General features: G+C 75.8%; 16 protein-coding genes. 8 read left to right on the forward strand and 8 right to left on the reverse strand.

Annotated elements, in window-relative coordinates; translation table 11 throughout:
- Positions 1-71: 71 nt before the first annotated feature.
- The gene (locus FIC82_RS07875; protein ID WP_418884354.1) at positions 72-1,280 is read left to right on the forward strand and encodes an acyltransferase family protein; all 1,209 of its coding nucleotides are present in this window, start codon (positions 72-74) and stop codon (positions 1,278-1,280) included.
- A gap of 10 nt (positions 1,281-1,290) precedes the next feature.
- On the opposite strand, the gene FIC82_RS07880 is transcribed toward FIC82_RS07875, so the two are convergent.
- Positions 1,291-2,109, reverse strand: a complete 819-nt coding sequence (locus FIC82_RS07880) for an RDD family protein (protein ID WP_168731616.1) — start codon at positions 2,107-2,109, stop codon at positions 1,291-1,293.
- Positions 2,110-2,245: 136 nt separating this feature from the next.
- Here FIC82_RS07880 and FIC82_RS07885 point away from each other — a divergent pair, with 136 nt between their 5' ends.
- Positions 2,246-3,235: a stage II sporulation protein M gene (locus FIC82_RS07885; protein ID WP_154798184.1), complete on the forward strand. Its 990-nt coding sequence runs from the start codon at positions 2,246-2,248 to the stop codon at positions 3,233-3,235.
- A gap of 81 nt (positions 3,236-3,316) precedes the next feature.
- On the opposite strand, the gene FIC82_RS07890 is transcribed toward FIC82_RS07885, so the two are convergent.
- From FIC82_RS07890 to FIC82_RS07915, 7 genes are all read right to left on the reverse strand, one after another.
- Positions 3,317-4,639 carry a winged helix DNA-binding domain-containing protein gene (locus FIC82_RS07890; protein WP_154798185.1) on the reverse strand — a complete coding sequence of 441 codons (1,323 nt, stop codon included), beginning with the start codon at positions 4,637-4,639 and terminating at the stop codon, positions 3,317-3,319.
- Between the two features lie 7 nt (positions 4,640-4,646).
- Positions 4,647-4,769, reverse strand: coding sequence for a hypothetical protein (locus FIC82_RS21180; RefSeq protein ID WP_256390414.1), 123 nt, complete (start codon positions 4,767-4,769; stop codon positions 4,647-4,649).
- Between the two features lie 116 nt (positions 4,770-4,885).
- Positions 4,886-6,178 carry a DUF58 domain-containing protein gene (locus FIC82_RS07895; protein WP_168731617.1) on the reverse strand — a complete coding sequence of 431 codons (1,293 nt, stop codon included), beginning with the start codon at positions 6,176-6,178 and terminating at the stop codon, positions 4,886-4,888.
- Between the two features lie 10 nt (positions 6,179-6,188).
- Complete coding sequence (locus tag FIC82_RS07900; RefSeq protein WP_168732234.1) at positions 6,189-7,196, reverse strand: AAA family ATPase; 1,008 nt, start codon at positions 7,194-7,196, stop codon at positions 6,189-6,191.
- Between the two features lie 203 nt (positions 7,197-7,399).
- Positions 7,400-8,668 (reverse strand): DUF4350 domain-containing protein, encoded by a 1,269-nt coding sequence (locus tag FIC82_RS07905; RefSeq protein ID WP_253691597.1) that lies wholly within the window; start codon positions 8,666-8,668, stop codon positions 7,400-7,402.
- Positions 8,665-9,336 (reverse strand): DUF4129 domain-containing protein, encoded by a 672-nt coding sequence (locus tag FIC82_RS07910; RefSeq protein WP_154798186.1) that lies wholly within the window; start codon positions 9,334-9,336, stop codon positions 8,665-8,667. Before FIC82_RS07910 ends, FIC82_RS07905 begins: the two co-directional genes overlap by 4 nt.
- Entirely contained in the window at positions 9,333-10,727 is a 1,395-nt protein-coding gene (locus FIC82_RS07915) for a hypothetical protein (protein ID WP_154798187.1), read from the reverse strand. Before FIC82_RS07915 ends, FIC82_RS07910 begins: the two co-directional genes overlap by 4 nt.
- A 270-nt stretch (positions 10,728-10,997) precedes the next feature.
- On the opposite strand from FIC82_RS07915, the gene mtrA reads away from it, so the two are divergent.
- The 6 genes from mtrA to FIC82_RS07945 all read left to right on the forward strand — a co-directional run bounded on the left by mtrA (position 10,998) and on the right by FIC82_RS07945 (position 18,711).
- Positions 10,998-11,681, forward strand: coding sequence for an MtrAB system response regulator MtrA (gene mtrA / locus FIC82_RS07920; protein WP_154798188.1), 684 nt, complete (start codon positions 10,998-11,000; stop codon positions 11,679-11,681).
- Entirely contained in the window at positions 11,678-13,522 is a 1,845-nt protein-coding gene (gene mtrB / locus FIC82_RS07925; RefSeq protein WP_336240406.1) for an MtrAB system histidine kinase MtrB, read from the forward strand. Before mtrA ends, mtrB begins: the two co-directional genes overlap by 4 nt.
- Positions 13,519-15,249 carry an LpqB family beta-propeller domain-containing protein gene (locus tag FIC82_RS07930; protein WP_154798189.1) on the forward strand — a complete coding sequence of 577 codons (1,731 nt, stop codon included), beginning with the start codon at positions 13,519-13,521 and terminating at the stop codon, positions 15,247-15,249. Before mtrB ends, FIC82_RS07930 begins: the two co-directional genes overlap by 4 nt.
- Positions 15,250-15,377: 128 nt before the next feature.
- Entirely contained in the window at positions 15,378-16,241 is an 864-nt protein-coding gene (locus FIC82_RS07935) for a ComF family protein (protein WP_216610003.1), read from the forward strand.
- A gap of 188 nt (positions 16,242-16,429) precedes the next feature.
- Complete coding sequence (gene hpf / locus FIC82_RS07940; RefSeq protein WP_154798190.1) at positions 16,430-17,083, forward strand: ribosome hibernation-promoting factor, HPF/YfiA family; 654 nt, start codon at positions 16,430-16,432, stop codon at positions 17,081-17,083.
- A gap of 383 nt (positions 17,084-17,466) precedes the next feature.
- Positions 17,467-18,711: a winged helix-turn-helix domain-containing protein gene (locus FIC82_RS07945; RefSeq protein ID WP_154798191.1), complete on the forward strand. Its 1,245-nt coding sequence runs from the start codon at positions 17,467-17,469 to the stop codon at positions 18,709-18,711.
- Positions 18,712-18,945: the final 234 nt, after the last annotated feature.

Consider the following 18,945-nt stretch of genomic DNA (forward strand, 5'->3'; position numbering starts at 1 on the left):
CGGCGCGGACGCCCGGCGACGTCCCGACCCGCCTCCCCGCACCGGACGGACCACGCCGGCCCCGGCGCGACGTGTTCGTCGACGCCGTGCGCGCCCTGGCGACGCTCAGCGTGCTCACCGTGCACTGGCTCATGGCGGACGCGACGTGGGACGGCGAGCACCTGCGCACCGGCAACGCCCTGGCGCACGGCGCGGGCTGGACGGTCACCTGGGTGCTCCAGGTCCTCGCGCTGCTGTTCTTCGCCGCGGGCGCCTCGGCGGCCTACGGGCTGCAGCGCGGGGCCGACGGCGCTCGCCCGGCCGGGCCGGCGGGCGCGGGTCGGGTCGTGGCCCGCCCGAGCGTCCTCGCCGACCTCGCCTCCGGGGTACGGATCGCCGGGCGGCGCGTGCCGCGGCTGCTGCGCCCCGTCGGGGTCTTCGTCGGGGCCTGGGTGGTCGCGATCGGGGTCCTGCTCGCGGTCGGGCTGCCGGGCGACGCCGTGCGGTCGCTCGCGACGCTCGCGCCGCAGCTCCTGTGGTTCCTCGCGGTCTACCTCGGTCTCGTGGTGCTCACCCCGCTCCTGCGGCGCGCGCTGCACGCCGCGGGCTGGTGGGCCGTCGCCGCGCTCGTCGCCGCGCCGCTCGCGGTCGAGGCGCTGCGCTTCGGTGCCGGGCTGGAGCGCCTCGCGCTCGTGGACGTCGTGCTCGTCTGGGCGGTGCCCTACGCGATCGGTCTCCTCTACGCCGACGCGCGCTCCGGGGCTCGGGTCGTGCGCCGCGGTCGCGTCGTGCCGGTCGCCGTCCTCCCGCGTCCGCTCGTGCTCGTCGGGGTCGGGCTCGCGGCGGCGGCGCTCGCGGCCCTGCTCGTCGCCGTCGGGCCGTACCCGGTCTCGCTCATCGGCATGCCGGGGGACGCGATGTCGAACCTCGGCCCGCCGACGGCGCCCGTCGTCCTGCACGCGGTCGCGCTCGTCGCGCTCGCGCTCGCCGCCCGAGGTCCGCTCGCGCGCTGGGCGGACGGGCGCGGCCGGGCCGTCGTCGCGGGCCTCGCCCGCCGGTCCATGACGGTGTACCTGTGGCACCTCACGGCGATGATCGTCGTCGTGGGGACGGTGCTCGTGGTGCTCGGCCAGGAGCTCCCGGCGCCGGGCGGCGCCGACTGGTGGGCGAGCCGACCCGTGTGGTTCGGCGCCTTCGCGCTCGTGCTCCTGGGCATCTCCCGGGCGGTCGGCCGCTTCGAGGACGCACGCCCCGCGCAACCTGTCAGCGCGTCGTCGCGCTCGGTCACGACGAGGCGCTGACGGGTGCGGGTCAGCGTGTCGGGTCGGGGACGGAGTAGGGGAGCCGGTGGAGCAGCTCGGCCTGTTCGTGCGCCGCGGCCTGCGCGCGCTGCGCCGTGGCCCGGTCCCGGTCCCGGCGCTCGGCGAGCACGGCCAGGAGGAACGTCTCGGGGTGCGTCCCGGGCGGCGGGCCCGGCGCGACGTACCGTTCGACCTGCCCCGCGAGCTCCTGCCCGAGCCGCGCCCGAGACGCCGGGTGCAGCCGGTCAGCGCGCCCCAGGAACTGCCGCGCGGCGAGCGCGAGACCGTCGGGGAGCCGCCGCATGTCGGCGTGCGACGCCCAGGCGCCGAGGAACGGCGGCATGACGAGCGGCACGAGCGTCGGCCGCCCGCCCCGCACCCGGATCGCGTACGTCCCGGCGGCCATGTCGCCGAGCCGCTTGCCCTTGTCGTTCGTCAACGACGCGACCAGCGCCACCGAGCCGAAGGTCAGCCAGATCTCGCCCACCCCGACCAGGGCGCGCAGGAACGCGTGCCGGAAGCGGACCGGGCCGCCGTCGTCGCGCACGACCCGGATGCCGAGCGCGAGCTTGCCGAGCGACCGCCCGCGCGACAGCGTCTCGACCGTCGTCGGGATCACGACCATGACGAGGACCGAGAACGCGATGACGATCGCCGTGGCCATGTCGAGCTCGAGCGAGTCGAGCGACCACGCGAACGCGAAGAGCGACGCGAGGACGAGCACGAGCAGGACCAGCATGTCGAGGAAGAGCGCGAGCCCGCGCGTCGCGAACGACGCGGGCCGGGCGTCGAGGACGACGCCCTCGCCGATCAGGATGCCGTCGCGCACGTCCGCCTCGCTCTCGTCGTCACGGGCCCAGCACCCGCCGTCGGTCGGCGCACCGGCGGCACGCCCCGTGTGGCAGGGTATCGGTCGTGGACCTCGACGCTCTCCGTGCGGCACGTTCCCGGGTGGTGCCCGGCTGATGGACATCGACGCCTTCACCGACGTGCACCGCGCGGAGTGGGACCGCCTCGAGGCGCTCACCTCGCGGCGCACCCTCGACGGCGCCGAGGCGGACGAGATGGTCCGGCTCTACCAGGCCGTCGCGACCCACCTGTCGACCGTCCGGTCCGTCGCACCGGACCCGGTGCTCATCTCGCGGCTCTCCGTCCTCCTCGGTCGCGCGCGGACGCGCATCGCCGGGGCCCACGAGCCCGCGTGGCGCGACGTGGTGCGGTTCCTCACGGTCGCGCTCCCGGCCGCCCTCTACCGCATCCGCTGGTGGTCCGTCGGGGTGACGGCGGCCTGCCTCCTCGTCGCGCTCGTCGCGGGCACGTGGGTCGCCACGACGCCCGAGGGTCTCGCCTCGATGGGGACGCCGAGCTCCCAGGAGGAGTACGTGAACGACGCGTTCGCGTCGTACTACGACCCCGGCGTCGACTTCGCCGCCGTCGTGTGGACGAACAACGCGCGCATCGCGATGTTCTGCATCGGCCTCGGGATCACGGGCCTGTTCCCCGTCTGGGTCCTCTTCCAGAACGCCCTCATGGTCGGCTCGATCGGCGGCATGATGGCCGCGCACGGCGAGCTGGGGCTGTTCCTCCAGCTCATCGCGCCGCACGGCCTCCTCGAGCTCATGTCGATCTTCGTCGCGGGCGCCGCGGGCCTGCGCATCTTCTGGGCGTGGGTCGACCCGGGGCCGCTGCCCCGGTCGCGTGCGCTCGCCCAGGAGGGGCGCGCGCTCGTCACCGTCGCGATCGGGCTCGCGATCGCGCTCGCGGTCTCCGGCGTCATCGAGGGCTTCGTCACGGGCTCGACCCTGCCGTGGTGGCTCAAGATCGTCGTCGGCGCGATCGCCCTCGCCGCGTTCTGGGTCTACACGATCGTCCTCGGCCGTCGTGCCGTGCAGGCGGGCGAGACGGGCGACCTCACCGCCGACCACGCGGGCGACGTCGCCCCCGTCGCGGCCTGAGCGGCGGTCGTCGGGGATCTCCGGGGACTGCCGGGGATCTGCTGGGGGAGTCGAGGTCTCCGTCGGGTAGGCGCGACCGGCTCATTCCAGCACGGCGACGTGCGCCCGGGCCCCGGGCCAGGCGCACCGCACCCAGTCCTCGGCACGGGCGACGAGCGCGTCGATGACGGCCGGGTCACCGAGCCGGTCGGCCGGCGAGCGGCGAGCGTCGCGCGCCGTGACCGCGTCCGACCCGGCGGCCGTCGGCGCCGCACGCGCGGACGTCGCGCCCGCCGGACCGTGCAGGGGCCGCACCTCGACCTCCACGACGGCGTGCGCGGTCGCGCTCGTCGGCGTGCCCTCGGCCGTGGCGCGCACCGCACGCCGGGACGCCGTGGCTCCGGCGGGCCGGGCCGTCCACGCCCCGGCCACCCGGCCGTCGACCAGCACCGTCGCCGCGACCTGGCCGTTGACGCTCACGACGCTCTTGACCGGGACGTCGCCGAGGACCCGCGTCCGGTCGTCGTGCGCGAGGACGAGGTTGTCGAAGTCGCCCGCGAGGATCGTCGGCACGGGCGCGTCCCCGGGTGGGCGCGGCGCGTCGGGGAGGTCGAACAGCTCCTTGCCGTCCGGGCCGGTGAACGTCACGAGCCCGGGACGCAGGACGTCGAACGCGGCCTTGAGCCGGGTGAGCCCCGCCCAGCGCTGCGCGTCGACCACGGACGCCGGGCCGAACGCCGCCAGGTAGCGCCGCACGAGCCCGACGCGCGTCGCGAGGACGGCGTCAGGATCCGTGTCGTGCGCGACCGCGTCGAGGACCGCGTCGGTCCGGCCCAGCCACGCCTGCGCCGTCGTCCACGTGGTCGTGGTGCCCGGCCCGCTCGCGCCCCAGAGCCCGCGCGGCGGCACCTGCACGAGCGGCAGCAGGCAGCGCGCTCCGTACGCGAGGTGCTTGGGGTCGACGTCGGGCCACCGCCGGGCGAGTCGCTGCCCGAGCTCGACCGAGGTCAGCGGCTCGGCGAGGAGGTCGCGCGCGACCTCCTCCAGGTCGTCGAGGTCGACGTCCGCGAGCGAGGTGCCGTGCTGGTTCTTCGCGCGCAGGTACGCGGCGAGCGTCGGACGCACCAGCGCCGTGAGCCCGAGCGCGTCCTCCGCCGCGACGAGGTGGACCGTCCCGCGCAGCGTCGCCACGCGCACGACCTCGCGGTCGGTGAGGAGCGAGCCCAGGTCGTCCGGCGCGAAGGCCGCGAGCCGCGACCACAGGGCGGGGTACGGCGACGACGGCACCTGTGACTGCAACCCCACGAGGTGCCGCACCTCGTCCACGACCGACGCGTCGCGCGGGGCGTCGAGGTGCTGCCGCGCGAGCAGCGCACGGTTCAGGTCGTCGTGGCTCAGCCGCGGCCCGAACCGCCCGTCCGGCATCGGCGGGTCAGGACAGCACGATCGCGAGCGCGGGGATGAGGAACGTCGCGAGGAGCGCCGCCACGACGATCATCGCGACACGGCGGTTGCGCCGTTCGCGCTGCCGGGGATCGGTCGGCTGCCAGGCCACGGGTTCTCCTGAGGTCGATGGACGTACCCGCACGACCCTACCGCCCGCGAGGGAGAACCCTGGTCCGACCACGGTTCTCCTCCGGCGGAGCCGGGTTCTCCCTCGGCAGAGCGGGGTCAAAGGCGGCCTGCCGCCTTGAGGGCGAGGTAGGTGTCGGCGAGGCGGGGGGCGAGGTCGTCGGGGAGGGCGTCGACGACCTCGACACCACGACGGCGCAGCACGGTCGTCACGGCGGCGCGCTCGATCTCCCCGCGTGCGGCCGCGGCGGCGTCGTAGATCTCCGCGGTGCCCGACCGGTCGTCGCGCAGGGCGACGACCTCGGGGTCGGCCGCCGCGGCGAGGACGACCTGGTGCTTCGCCGTGAGCTGCCCGACGACGGGCAGCAGCCCGGTCTCGACGGCGGCGGCGTCCAGCGTCGACAGGAGCACGACGAGCGCGCGCTGCGACAGACGCTCGTGCACCGCGCCGACCAGCCCGGGCCAGTCGGTCTCCAGGAGCGCGGGCTCGAGCGGCGCGAGCGCGTCCGCCATCGCAGGCATGAGGCGCGGGCCGGCCGCGCCGGCGACGCGCGAGCGCACGGTGCGGTCGTAGGCGATGAGCTCGACGCGGTCGCCCGCGCGCCCGGCGAGCGCGGCGAGCAGCAGCGCGGCCTCGATGCTCGCGTCGAGGCGCGGCTCGTCGCCGACGCGCGTCGCGGACGTCCGGGACGTGTCGACGACGACGAGCACGCGCCGATCGCGCTCGGGCCGCCACGTGCGCACGACCATGTCCCGCCCGCGGGCGGACGCGCGCCAGTCGATCGAGCGGACGTCGTCGCCGAGGACGTACTCGCGCAGCGAGTCGAACTCGGTGCCCTCGCCGCGCACCTGGACCGCTGCGCGGCCGTCCATCTCCCGCAGGCGCGCGAGGCGGCTCGGGAGGTGGCGGCGGGACGCGAACTCGGGGAGCACGCGCAGGCGTCCGGGCACGGGGATCGACGCCTGGCGCGCGGCGAGCCGCAGCGGGCCGAAGGACCGGATCGTGACCCGGTCGGCCACGCGCTCGCCGCGCCGCGTGGGGACGAGCGCCGTGGTCACGCGCGCGGCCTCGCCGGGCGGGAGGTCGACCGGGTGCCGGTTGACCTGAGTCCCGGCCGACGGCGGCCACGCGTCGCGCACGAGCGCGCGCAGCCGCCGCGACGCGAGGTTGGTGAGCGTGAGGCGCGAGGTCGTCGTGTCCGTGAGGCGGACCGACCCCGGGACCCGGCGCTCGACCGCGACCCGGCGCGGGGACGCCGCGAGGGCCACGTCGAGCGCGCACAGCGCGACGACGAGCAGCGTCCACACGAGCACCGTCCCCGGCACGGGGAACAGGAGCACGGGGACGACACCGAGCGCCGTCAGCACGACGGCGCGCCACGTCAGGGCCACGAGCGGCGCCTCAGCGGGGGACGGGGACGGACGCGAGCACCGTGTCGAGCACGCTCTCGGCCGTCACGCCCTCGAGCTCGGCCTCGGGCCGGAGCTGCACGCGGTGGCGCAGCGTCGGGTGCGCGAGCGCCTTGACGTCGTCCGGGGTCACGTAGGAGCGGCCGGACAGCCACGCCCACGCGCGCGCCGTCGCGAGCAGCGCGGTGGCTCCTCGCGGCGAGACGCCGAGGGACAGCGAGGGGGAGTGTCGCGTCGCCCGGCACACGTCGACCGCGTAGCCGAGCACCTCGCGCGCGACCTGCACGCGCGCGACCTCGGCACGCGCCCGGTCGAGGACGTCGCGCCCGGCCACGGGGCGCACGCCCGCGCCCGCGAGGTCGCGCGGGTTGAACCCGGCGGCGTGGCGCGCGAGCACCTCGACCTCCTGCTCGCGCTCGGGCAGGGGCAGCACGACCTTGAGCAGGAAGCGGTCGAGCTGGGCCTCGGGCAGCGGGTACGTGCCCTCGTACTCGACGGGGTTCTGCGTGGCGATGACGAGGAACGGGTCGGGCAGCGGGCGCGGCGTCCCATCGACCGACACCTGGCGCTCCTCCATCGCCTCGAGGAGCGAGGCCTGCGTCTTGGGGGGCGTGCGGTTGATCTCGTCCGCGAGCAGCAGGTTCGTGAAGACCGGGCCCTCGCGGAAGGAGAACTCGGCGGTCCGCGCGTCGTACACGAGCGAGCCGGTGACGTCGCCGGGCATGAGGTCGGGCGTGAACTGCACGCGCTTGGTGCCGAGGTCGAGCGACGCGGCGAGCGTGCGCACGAGCAGCGTCTTCGCGACGCCGGGCACACCCTCCAGCAGCACGTGGCCCTTGCACAGCAGCGCGATGAGCAGGCTCGTCACGGCGCCGTCCTGCCCGACGACGGCCTTGCCGACCTCGGTGCGCACGGCGGCGAGCGCCTGGCGCAGCTCGGGCGACGGCGCCGGGGGCGCGTCGTGCACGGGTGCCGGCGTCGGGGTCGGCGCGGGGACGATCGGCGGGCCGTACGCGGCCTGCGGCGCGGGGGCGTAGCCCGGCGCCGGGGCGCCGGGGCCCTGCGGTCCGGGCTCGTTGCCGGGCGCACCGGCGGCCGCGCTCACGCGGTCGGCGACGCTCGGGTCCGCAGGAGCCTGCTGGTCCTGGCGCGGTGGCGGCGCGTAGCGGTCGGGCTGCGGCACGGAGCCGTCGGGGTGGTGCGTCACGAGTGGTAGACCTCGCTCTCGATCCGGTCAAGGTGACGCGCGAGCTCGAGCAGCGCCGCGTCGTCGGCGGGTGGTGGTCCGTACAGGAGCTGGGCGACCTGCTCGCCCGGTCGGCCCGTCGCGCGGGCGACGGCGTCGACGAGGGCGGGCGCGTCGGCGGAGCGTGGGAGGCCGAGGCGGCCCGCGAGCCGGTCCGCGGCGCTCGCGCGCAGCCCGGCCGCGGCGTGCCCGCGGGCCCCGGCGCGCCGGTAGAGGCGGCCGCGGCCGCGCGTGGTCTCCGCGGCGCGCACGACGACCGGCAGGTCCTCGGTGACGAGCGGGCCGAGCCGGCGGCCGCGCCACAGCATGACGACCAGCGCGACGACGAGGGCCTGGAGCGCGACCACGCCGAACCACGGCGGCAGGGAGAGCGCCGGCGTCTGCGCGTCCTCGCCGCCGAGCGACGTGTCGAACGGGTCGGGCACGAGCCACACGAGCCGGTCGTTCGCGCCGAGCGTCCACAGCGCGAGCGCGGCGTTGCCGTCCTCGGCGACCGCGTCGTTGCGCAGCACGGCCGTCGTGTCGACGGCGCGCACGCTCCGCCCGTCCGTCTCCTGCACGAGGTACGCGCCGGTCGTCGGGTCGTCGGGGGAGGGGAAGCAGAGGGTGGCGCGCGCCCCGTCGACGAGGAAGAAGCCGACACCGTCCGAGCGCAGAGTCCCCGCGGCCTGCGCGGCCGGGTCCTCGCAGCGCGCGGGACGGTCCGCGGTGCCCGACCCCCAGTCGTAGGCGAGCCCGGCGTCGCCGCCGGTCGCGACGTCCAGCAGGTGCTCGGGGGGCGCGACCAGCACGAGGTCGGTGGGCGTCCGCACGAGGGCGTCGACCTGCTCGTCCAGCAGGTAGTCGCCCTGCGCGACGAGCAGGGTGCCGCCGTCGGCGGACGCCGCGACGGCGTCGGCGACGGTGGTCACGTAGGTCACCTCCACGCCCTGGTCGCCCAGCACCTCGGCCACGGCCCGCGCGCCCGCGGGCCCCGGGTTGTCCGGGGCGAGCGGTGTCGACGACGTCGTGGGCCGGGCGATCGCGGACAACCCGGCGAGCACGAGGAGGGCGACGACGATCATGAGCGGCCAGCGGGCGCGGCGCCACCGGCTCCGGGCGCGGGACCCCGTCGTCGTGCCGTCCCCGACGACGGGGTCGTGCGTCGTGGTGACGGCGCGGGGGTCGCCGCCCGCCGAGCGCGCCGGGGGCGCGGGCCGGGAGGTCGGGGGTGCGGGGACGCTCACGCGACGTCACCCCCGCCGGACGGGGCGGACGCCGCGACCTGCGTGCGCAGCACGGGCCGGGTCGCGAGCGCGCGCTCGTCGAGGGCGCGCAGGAACGCGTCGGCCTCCGGCCCGACGTCCGCCTTGCCGTACGCGACGTCGTCGAACAGGTGCGCGCCGCGCGCGAGGCCGTCGGCGACGTCGGGCACGCGCTCGCCCGCGGCCTCCGCCGCCTCCCAGGCGGTGCGGCCGGGGCGGGCGTCGAGGACCGCGCGCTCCTCGAGCGAGCGCACGACGGCGCGGAAGCGCTCGAGCGTGGCCGTCGCCCAGTCGCCCCGTGCCGCGGCCGCGTCGGCCGCCGCGCGCATCTCGGCGGCGGTCCGTGCGTCGTCGTCGAGCAAGACGGCCGAGGCCGCCGCCCGGCGCGACAGCCGCACCGGTCCCGCGACCCAGTACGCGATCCCGGCGACGATCGCGACGGCCACGACGACGACCACCGCGGTGAGCGGGCCCCCGAGGTCGAGCGCGGGGGCACCGTCGAAGAGACCCTGGAGCCACTCGAGGAGCCGCTGCAGGAGCGACGGGTCGGTGCTGTACTCCGGCTTCGTGAGCTCCTCGACGAGCCAGCGGCGCGCCTCGTCGGCACCCGGCTGCACGGGCACGTCGGCCGCGAGCGACCGCAGGGTCATGCGCGCGGCTGCTCGTTCGCCGCGGCCGCGAGCTCGACGTCCAGCCCCTCACGCCGCATGCGCACGTCGATGTAGAGCAGCGCGACGACGCTCCCGATGAAGAGGGTCAGGACCGTGGTCGAGACCGCCGTCCCGAGGGTCGTGACCGCCGTGCTGACGAACGCCTGGCCCGCGCCGAGCGCGATCCCGCTGACCAGCCCGAACGGCATGGCGATGATCTGGTTGACCACGAGCATCGCGACGTAGGCCAGGAGGTAGATGCCCACGAGGCGCCAGAAGCTCCCGCGGGTGAGCCGCCACACACGGGTGATCGTCGTCCAGAAGGGCTGGCCCTCGAGCGCGAGCGCGGCGGGGGCGAGCCCCGTCCGCGCGCCCAGCCACACGTAGAGGGCGAGGTAGGCGAGGATGCCGACGAGGACGAGGACCACCCCGAGCCCGACGTTCACCGCGAAGCCCAGCACGACCAGCAGGGCGAGGAGGACGCCGGCGGCCGCCATGGCGAGGCCGAAGAGCAGGGAGTAGGCGATGAGGAACCAGGCCCGGCGCCCGACCTGCGCCCAGACCTCGCCGACGGTGGCCTTGCGCCCGATGACGGACTGGCCGATGGACACCGTGAGCAGGCCGCTGACGATCGGCGTCGCGAGGCCCATCGTCAGGCCGGTGCCGACGGCGCTCGCGTAGAGGGTCGCGAAGTCGTTCTCCAGGCCGCCGAGCCCGGCCTCCGACGGCAGGGAGACGAAGAGGTCGGCGACGTACCCCGAGAACGCCCACCCGAGGAGCGCCCCGATCACGGTGGCGATCACGACGACGAGCGTGCTCATGCCGAGCATCACGCGCGGGTTGTGCCGGATGGCCCCGAACGCGCCGTCGAAGATCTCACCGAGCGACAGCGGCCGCAGCGGCACGATGCCGGGCTTCGCGGCGGGCGGTGCGTAGGGCGCGCCGGCGAGGCCGGGCGGCGGCCCGTACCCGGGGGCGCCGTACTGACCCTGCCCGTACTGGCCCTGCCCGTACTGGCCCTGCCCGTACTCGCCGTGTCCGAACTGACCCTGCGGGCCCGGGGCGTACTGCGGCTGCCCGTACCCGGGCCCGCCGTACGGCTGCTGGTCGGCCGGCGTCCCCGCCGGACCAGCGGGCTGGCCCCAGGCCCCGGGCGCCGCGGGCGGGACCGCCGGACCCTGGCCGGGACCGTACCCGGGCGCGTACTGCCCGTACTGCGGCTGCGGTGCGGGGTGCCCGGGCGCGCCGTAGCCGGGCTGCCCGTGCGTCGGGGCCCCCCACCCGCCGGCGTCGCCGGACTGCCCAGGACCGGCGGGCGTCGTCGGGCCGGGCGTCGCCGTCGGGTCCGGCGTGGCACCGTCCGGCGCGCCGGAGGTGTCGGGTGTGCTCATGTGCTCGTGGTCCCCCGGGTCGGCTCGGGCGTCGTTCCAGGCCGCCGGGCGAGGATCGGCAACGGCGGCGAGGCCACCCTAGTACGCGCCCCTGTCCGTCGTGCCGCGTCGGAGGTCTGGTGACGTGACGGAGAGGCGTGGTCATACCCGCCGACGCTGCCGCCACTCGGGTGACCAGGCCTCGACCTTCGGTGCGCGACGTGGCGGGTTCACCCGCGCCGCGGCGCCGGGCCGCCCCGAGGAGCGACCTGTCGATGGCAAGATGTCCGCATGAAGGTTCGTGTGCTCGTGGTCGACGACGACACCGCCCTGGCCGAGATGATCGGCATCGTCCTGCGCTCCGAGGGCTTCGAACCCGTCTTCTGCGCCGACGGCGACCTCGCGCTCGAGACGTTCCGCAGCACCCAGCCGGACCTGGTGCTGCTCGACCTCATGCTCCCGGGCAAGGACGGCACCGAGGTGTGCCGCCTCATCCGCGCGGAGTCGGGCGTGCCGATCATCATGCTCACCGCGAAGAGCGACACGGTGGACGTCGTGCTCGGGCTCGAGTCCGGCGCGGACGACTACATCTCCAAGCCCTTCAAGCCCAAGGAGCTCGTCGCCCGCATCCGCGCGCGCCTGCGCCGCACGGAGGAGCCGGCACCGGAGCACCTGTCGATCGGCGACGTCGAGATCGACGTGACCGGGCACCGCGTCTCGCGCGGGGGCGACCAGGTCGCGCTCACGCCGCTCGAGTTCGACCTGCTCGTGGCGCTCGCGCGCAAGCCGTGGCAGGTCTTCACGCGCGAGGTCCTGCTCGAGAAGGTGTGGGGCTACCGGCACGCCGCGGACACACGCCTCGTCAACGTCCACGTGCAGCGCCTCCGCTCGAAGATCGAGCACGACCCCGAGAACCCGGAGATCGTGCTGACCGTGCGCGGCGTCGGGTACAAGGCGGGCGCGACCCGCACGTGAGCACGACGGCCGGCACCACCGACCGGCGCCGGCAGGGGTTCTGGCGCCGGTCCCGGCGCCGCGTGCGCGCCGCCGCCCGCCGCGTCGTCTGGCGGTGGCGCTCCTCGATGCAGCTCCGCGTCGTCACCTCGGCGCTCGTCGTGGGCGTGCTCACCGTCGGCGCTCTCGGCGCCTACCTGACGGACGCGATGCGCGACGGGCTGTACGAGCGGCGCGCGGCCGAGGTCGACCTGGAGAGCGCGCAGTCGACGCAGCAGGCGCGCAGCACGCTCGACGCGTCGCCCGCGTCTACCGCGACCGAGGCGCAGTCGCTGCTGTTCGACCTCTTCTCCATGCTGCAGTCCACCGGGTCGTCGCGCGACGTCTTCCTCTGGCAGGCCGGGGGGTCGAGCACGGTGGGCTTCCTCGACCAGTCGACGAACCCGCAGCTCGCCGACCTCGTCTCTCCCGAGATGCGCGAGGCGACCGTCGCCGCCGACGGCGAGCAGTACCTCCAGTCGGTCGCGATCCCGGTCGACCCGGCCCGCCCGGGGAGCTCCGGGGTGGTGCCGGGCATCGTCGTCGGCTCGACGGTCGAGGTGCCCGTCGCCGGGACGTACGAGCTCTACTACCTCTACGACCTCGAGGCCGACCAGGAGACGCTGCGCTTCCTGCAGTCGGTCCTGCTCGTGGGCGCGCTCGTGCTGCTCGCGCTGCTCGTCGGCATCACCGCGCTCGTCACGCGGCAGGCGGTGCTGCCGGTGCGGCAGGCGGCGGACGTCGCGGAGCGTCTCGCCGACGGACGCCTCGACGAGCGGCTCCCCGTCAAGGGGCACGACGAGATGGCGTCGCTCGCGCACTCGTTCAACGAGATGGCGCGGAGCCTGCAGGACCAGATCGGCCGCATGGAGGAGCTGTCCATGCTCCAGCGCCGGTTCGTCTCCGACGTCTCGCACGAGCTGCGCACGCCGCTCACGACGATCCGCATGGCGTCGGAGGTGCTGCACTCCTCCCGCGAGGACTTCGACCCGGTCTCGAAGCGGTCGACCGAGCTGTTGCAGACCCAGCTCGACCGGTTCGAGGACCTCCTCGCCGACCTGCTGGAGATCAGCCGGTTCGACGCCAACGCGGCGGTCCTCGACGCGGAACGGCGCGACCTGCGCGACGTCGTCAACGCCGCCGTCGACCACGCCGCCCCGCTCGCCGAGCGCAAGGGGGTCTGGCTCTCGGTGCACCTCGGCGACGAGGCCGTGACCGCCGACATCGACCCTCGGCGCGTCGAGCGCATCGTGCGCAACCTCGTCGTCAACGCGATCGAGCACGCCGAGGAGCGTCCGGTGGAGATCACGGTCGAGGGAGACGGGCACGCGGTCGCGGTCGCGGTGCGCGACCACGGCGTCGGCATGACCGCCGGCGAGGTCCAGCACGTGTTCGACCGGTTCTGGCGCGCCGACCCCGCGCGTGCGCGCACGACGGGGGGCACGGGACTCGGCCTCGCGATCTCCCTCGAGGACGCGCACCTGCACGGCGGCTGGCTCGAGGCGTGGGGACGTCCCGGGCGCGGCGCGAGCTTCCGGCTCACCCTCCCGCGCCGCGCCGGCATCCGTCTCCAGTCGTCCCCGTTGCCGCTCGTGTCCGAGGCGGCCGCGGGGCGCGGGCTCCCGGCGGAGTGGAGCGACGGCACACCGGTCGTCGAGGACGTCGAGGGGACGGCGGGGCCCGCCGACCTGCCGTCCGTCACGGGCGGCATCCCCGTCGTCCTCCCGACCGAGCACGCGCAGCACCCGGGACGGGGCGCGGAGCCGCCCACGGGCACGGGTGCGGGGTCCGTGGCCACCGACGACGTGCAGGAGGCGCGATGACCACGACCGGAGTCCCGCTGCGCAGAGCCGGGCGTGCGCTCGCGGCCGGGCTCGCGACGGCGCTCGTCGTCGCGCTCGGGGCGTGCGCGTCGATCCCCACGTCCGGGCCCGTCACCGAGGGTCAGGCGACGCCCGAGGACCCCGGCCAGCCCTTCGTCAGCGCCGCGTCCCCGATCCGTGACGCGTCGCCGGACCAGATCGTGCGGGGCTTCCTCACGGCCCAGGCCCAGGGCGCGCGCAGCTCGTTCGACGTCGCCTCCGAGTTCCTGACGGACGACGCGCAGGCCTGGTCGCCGCTCGCCCAGGTGGCCGTCCTCGAGGACGTGCCGCAGCTCGAGGTCGACGAGGCGACCCTCGAGGAGGGCACGACGACGGTGCGCGCGACGGCGGACGTCGTCGGGACGGTCGACGAGCGCGGCGTGTACACCGAGGAGGTGCCGGGCCGGACGGTCGAGATCTCCTACGGCCTCGTGCGCGACGCCGACGGGCAGTGGCGCATCGCGACCGTCGAGGACGGGCTGTCGATCACCGCGACCAACTTCGCGCGGACCTTCAAGCAGGTCAACCTCTACTTCCCGACGCTCGACCGCACGTACCTCGTGCCCGACGCGCGCTGGTTCCCCAGCCGCAACTGGCAGACGCTCGCCGTGCGCGAGACGGTGCGCGGCCCGTCGGAGTGGCTCGCCGGATCGGTCGGCACGGTCGTCCCCGAGGGCACCGCGCTGAGCATCGACTCCGTCACGCCCTCCGACGAGGGCACGGTCGCCGTCCCCCTCAACGACGCGGTCACGGCGGCGTCCTCCGCCGACCGGGCGCTGCTTCTCGCGCAGCTCCAGGCGGCGCTCGGTGGGCGCGTCGAGATCACGATCGGCGTGGGCGGGACGACGCTCTCGGCCGACGACGTCCCGGCGATCGGCGTCGCGACGACACCCGACGATCCCGTGGTGCTCGCGGGTGACCAGATCATGAGCCTCGAGGGCCGGACGACGCAGCCCGTCGGGTCGGCCGCCCCGCTCGCGGGCCTGCAGCCCACGGCGCTCGCCTTCCGGGGGAGGTCGTCCGACGCGTCGTACGTCGTGCGGGACGGCGCGATCCGGATCGTCACGGCTCCCACGGCCGACGCGGGCCCGACGACGCTGCTCACGGGGGCGAACCTCCTCGCGCCCTCGATCGACCGCTTCCAGTTCCTGTGGAGCGGCCCCCAGGTCCAGCCCGGCTCGCTGCAGGTGGTCGACCTCCGGGAAGGGGGGTCGGACACCGCCGTCTCCGAGGTCGCGGTGCCCTGGCTCGACGGGCGCACGATCATGTCGGTGCGTGTCGCGCCGGACGGCGCGCGCATCGCCGTCGTGAGCGACGCGGGGAGCGGCGCGCAGATCCACGTCGCCGGGATCGTGCGGGACGAGGCCGGGCGACCGACCCAGCTCTCGGACCCGATCAGGGTCGGTCAGCCCGTCCTCACGGCCACCCAGGTCACGTGGGTGGACCGCGTCCTCCTCGGCGTGCTGGGCCGTGCCGCCGGGCAGGCCGAGCCCGTCGTCCAGCGGGTGCCCGTCGGAGGGCCGACGGTCGCCGCATCACCGGTCGAGGACGCCGTCTCGCTCGCTTCCGCGACCGGTGTCGGCACGATGCTCGTCGGGACGAGCGACAGCAGCCTCTACGCGGCGGGCACCTCGACGCTCTGGACGCGTGTCGCGACCGAGGTGCGCCTGCCCACCTACCCCGGCTGACGTCGTCCGGGACGACGGCACGATCCGCGGTCGACCACAGGTGACGTCGCCGTGGTGCAGGGCCGGGGTCGTCCACAGGCCGGCCGGTCCCCGGCGCCAGCGGGACGCGGCTGGTGCACGCTCGTCCGGTGCTCCGCCAGGCCCTCGACGACGTGACCCGCCTCGTGCTCCCCGTGGCCTGCCCGGGCTGCGGGCTGCCCGACGTCCGGTGGTGCCGTGCGTGCGTCGCCCCGCTCGTCGCCCCGCCCCGTCGCCGCGAGCGGGGCGTGCCGCGCCTCGACCGCCTCGACGGCGTACCGCCCCTGCCCGTCTGGGCGCCGGCGGACTACGCCGGGCCGGTGCGCGGCGTCGTCGTCGCGTGGAAGGACCGTGGCCGCGCGGACCTCGACCGGCCGCTGGGGGGCGCCGCGTCGCGTGCCGGCGCGGCGGTGGGCCGACTCCTCCTCGCGGGTTCGCCCGCACCCCTCCCGCCCCGGGCCGCCGTGCTGGTCGTGCCCGCGCCGACCTCGGCCGCGGCCCGACGGGCGCGGGGGCGGGACCCGGTCGCCGTCCTCGCCCGGTCCGTCGCGTCCGGGCTCGTCGCGACGGGGGTCGCCGCCCGGACCGCGCCCCTCCTCGGGCAGCGGGGCCACCCGCGCGACCAGGTCGGCCTCGGCGCGCGGGCGCGCGGGGCTCGCCTCGGCACGGTCGGGCTCGCCACCGGTCCCGCGGCGCGCCGCCGCGCCGAGGACGCCCGGCGGGACCGCGTCGCGTGCCTCCTCGTCGACGACGTCGTCACCACGGGCGCGACCCTCGCGGCGTGCGAGACGGCGCTCGCGGACGCGGGCCTGCCCGTTCTCGGAGCCCTCGTGCTCGCCGCGACCCCCGCCCCGGCGGAGCGTCGGGAGCCCGTCGTCGGGCCGTCGCGGGGCGCTCCGTGGCAGCCGGGTCGAAGGTCCTCCGGTTCACCTCCCGTTGGTGCTGCCGACACCCTCGCCCGCGGGTTAGTCTGAGGGCCAGTCGCCGCGGACGACGGTCGTGCGGAGCACGTCCGGCGCCGCGCGAGCGTACCGAGCGCGCGGCCCTGCGCCGCAAGGAGGTGGTAGCCCACCGCACCCGCAACGGGTGCACCTACCGAATCCGAACGAGGCGCTCGGACGCAACCAGCCGGGCGCCGCACCAGATCCTCGCGGAGGCTCACATGGAGATCGTCGTCGTCGGCAGGCACACGGAAGTGGCAGACCGCTTCCGCCGACACGTGGAGGACAAGCTCGCCAAGGTCCAGCAGCTCGCGCCCACGGCGCAGCGCGTGGACGTCGAGGTCACCCACGAGAACAACCCGAGGCTCTCCGGGGTCCGCGAACGCGTCGAGCTCACCGTGCGGGCCAAGGGCCCCGTCGTCCGCGCCGAGGCAGCGGCCGACGACCGGTTCGGCGCGCTCGACCTCGCGATGGACAAGCTCGCCGAGCGCCTGCGTCGCGCCCGCGACCGTCGCAAGGACCACCGCAACCACACCGTCGTGCCGCCCGTCGACGTGCGTCCCTACGACCCGTCCACGCACGACGCACCCCCGCCGCCGACGCCGACCGCGCCGACCGAGCCGGGGGAGGCCGTCGAGACGACCCTCGGTGACTCGCCCGTCGTCATCCGGCAGAAGCTGCACACCGCCGAGCCCATGACCGTGGACGACGCTCTGTACGAGATGGAGATGGTCGGTCACGACTTCTTCCTCTTCGTCGACGTCGAGACGTCGCGCCCGTCCGTCGCCTACCGGCGCCGCGGGTGGACGTACGGGGTCGTCGCGCTCGACACGTCCTGCGACTGCGCCACGCCCTCGGTCGAGAAGACCGCCTGACCTCACCCGACGCGCCCGGACCCTCGACGGGTCCGGGCGCGTCGCGCTGCCCGACCGGGTCTGGTGCCGCCCCGCCGAGGCAGCACCGCAGCCCACCGAGGTAGAACCGTGGTTGGCCGGGGTAGAACCGTGGTTCATGTGTACGTCGGACCGTACGAGCGGCTCGGTGCAGCGAGGCAGGTCCGGCACCACCACCCAGCGCGACCACCCGAGCGAGCCACACGCCGTCGGGCACGGTGACCAGGGCTCTACCTCGGGCAACCAGAGTTCTACCTCGGGCAACCAGGGTTCTACCTCGGCGGAGCGGGGTCGTGCCTCGGTCGCGTGTGGGTGGGGTCGGGCAGGATCGGGGGGTGGTCGCCACCCCGTCGAGGTCCGAGTCGATGTCCCTGTCCCAGGCGCGCCGTGTCGCTCTCGCCGCGCAAGGGCTGCACCGCCCGCGCCCGGACGTCGGGACCGGCGGCACGCCCGGTCGGCGCACGCCGACGATGCGGCAGGTCCAGGGCGTGATCGACCGGCTCGGGCTGCTGCAGATCGACTCGGTGAACGTGCTCGCGCGGGCGCACCTCATGCCGCTGTACGCGCGCCTCGGCCCGTACGACACGGCGCTGCTGGACCGCGCGGCGGGACGCGCCCCGCGCCGGCTGGTGGAGACGTGGGCGCACGTCGCGTCGTACGTCCCGCCGAGCACGTGGCCGCTGCTCGAGTGGCGACGCCGCCGGTACCGGACGGAGGCGTGGGGCACGATCAGCGCGGTCGAGATGAGCCACAGCGACGCCGTGGAGGACGTGCGGCGCCTGGTCACCGAGCGCGGGCCGATCACGGCGAGCGAGGTGCACGAGATCCTCGAGGCGGAGGGGCGTGCGCACCCCAGGGACCGGTCGCAGTGGGGCTGGAACTGGACCGTCGCCAAGCAGGCGCTCGAGTTCCTCTTCTTCACGGGCGAGATCACGTCGGCGCGTCGCAACGGGGCGTTCGAGCGCTGCTACGACCTGACGGAGCGCGTGCTCCCGCCCGAGGTGGTGGCGGCCCCGCCCGTCGCGGACGCCGACGCCGTCCGGGCTCTCCTGGAGATCGGCGCGCGGGCGCACGGCGTCGGCACGCTGCGCTGCTTCAAGGACTACTTCCGGCTCAAGGGCCCGGCGGTGCGCACGGCGCTCGACGAGCTCGTCGAGGCGGGGACGCTGCGGCCGGTGACGGTGCGGGGCTGGGACGAGCCCACCTACCTGCACGCCGACGCGACGCTCCCTCGCCGGGCGACCGCGACGACGCTGCTGAACCCGTTCGACCCGCTCGTGTTCGAGCGCACGCGGCTGGAGCGGCTGTTCGACGTGCACTACCGGATCGAGATCTACGTGCCGGCAGCGAAGCGGGTGCACGGCTACTACGTCCTGCCGTTCCTCGAGGGCGAGGACCTCACGGCGCGCGTCGACCTCAAGGCGGACCGGCGCGCGGGTGTCCTGCGCGCCCTGTCGGCGCACCGCGAGCAGGCGGCGGGGGAGCAGACGGCGGCGCGGCTCGCGGCGGAGCTCCGGGTGCTCGGGGGGTGGCTGGGCGTGCCCGAGGTCGAGGTGGCACCCTCGGGCGACCTGGCCCCGGCACTGGCGGCCGAGGTGGCTGTCGCCTGACGGGACGCCCGTCGCCGCCGGTGGGCGGGGCCGACAGACGGGGCGCGGTCGTCGTACCCTGGCGCGCGGGTCTCGTCGGCGAGGTTCGTCGTCGGCGAAACCCGGGCGGGTCCGACGTCGCTCCGACTCGCCTACGATGTTGTGTGACGTTGCCGACGTCCGCTGCCGTGCGCGCCCGTGCGGGAGAGCGTCGGCGCTGCTCCCGGACCAGCCGGCCCGGGCACCGATCGATAC

This window comes from Cellulosimicrobium protaetiae (genome assembly GCF_009708005.2).
Lineage (GTDB): Bacteria > Actinomycetota > Actinomycetes > Actinomycetales > Cellulomonadaceae > Cellulosimicrobium > Cellulosimicrobium protaetiae.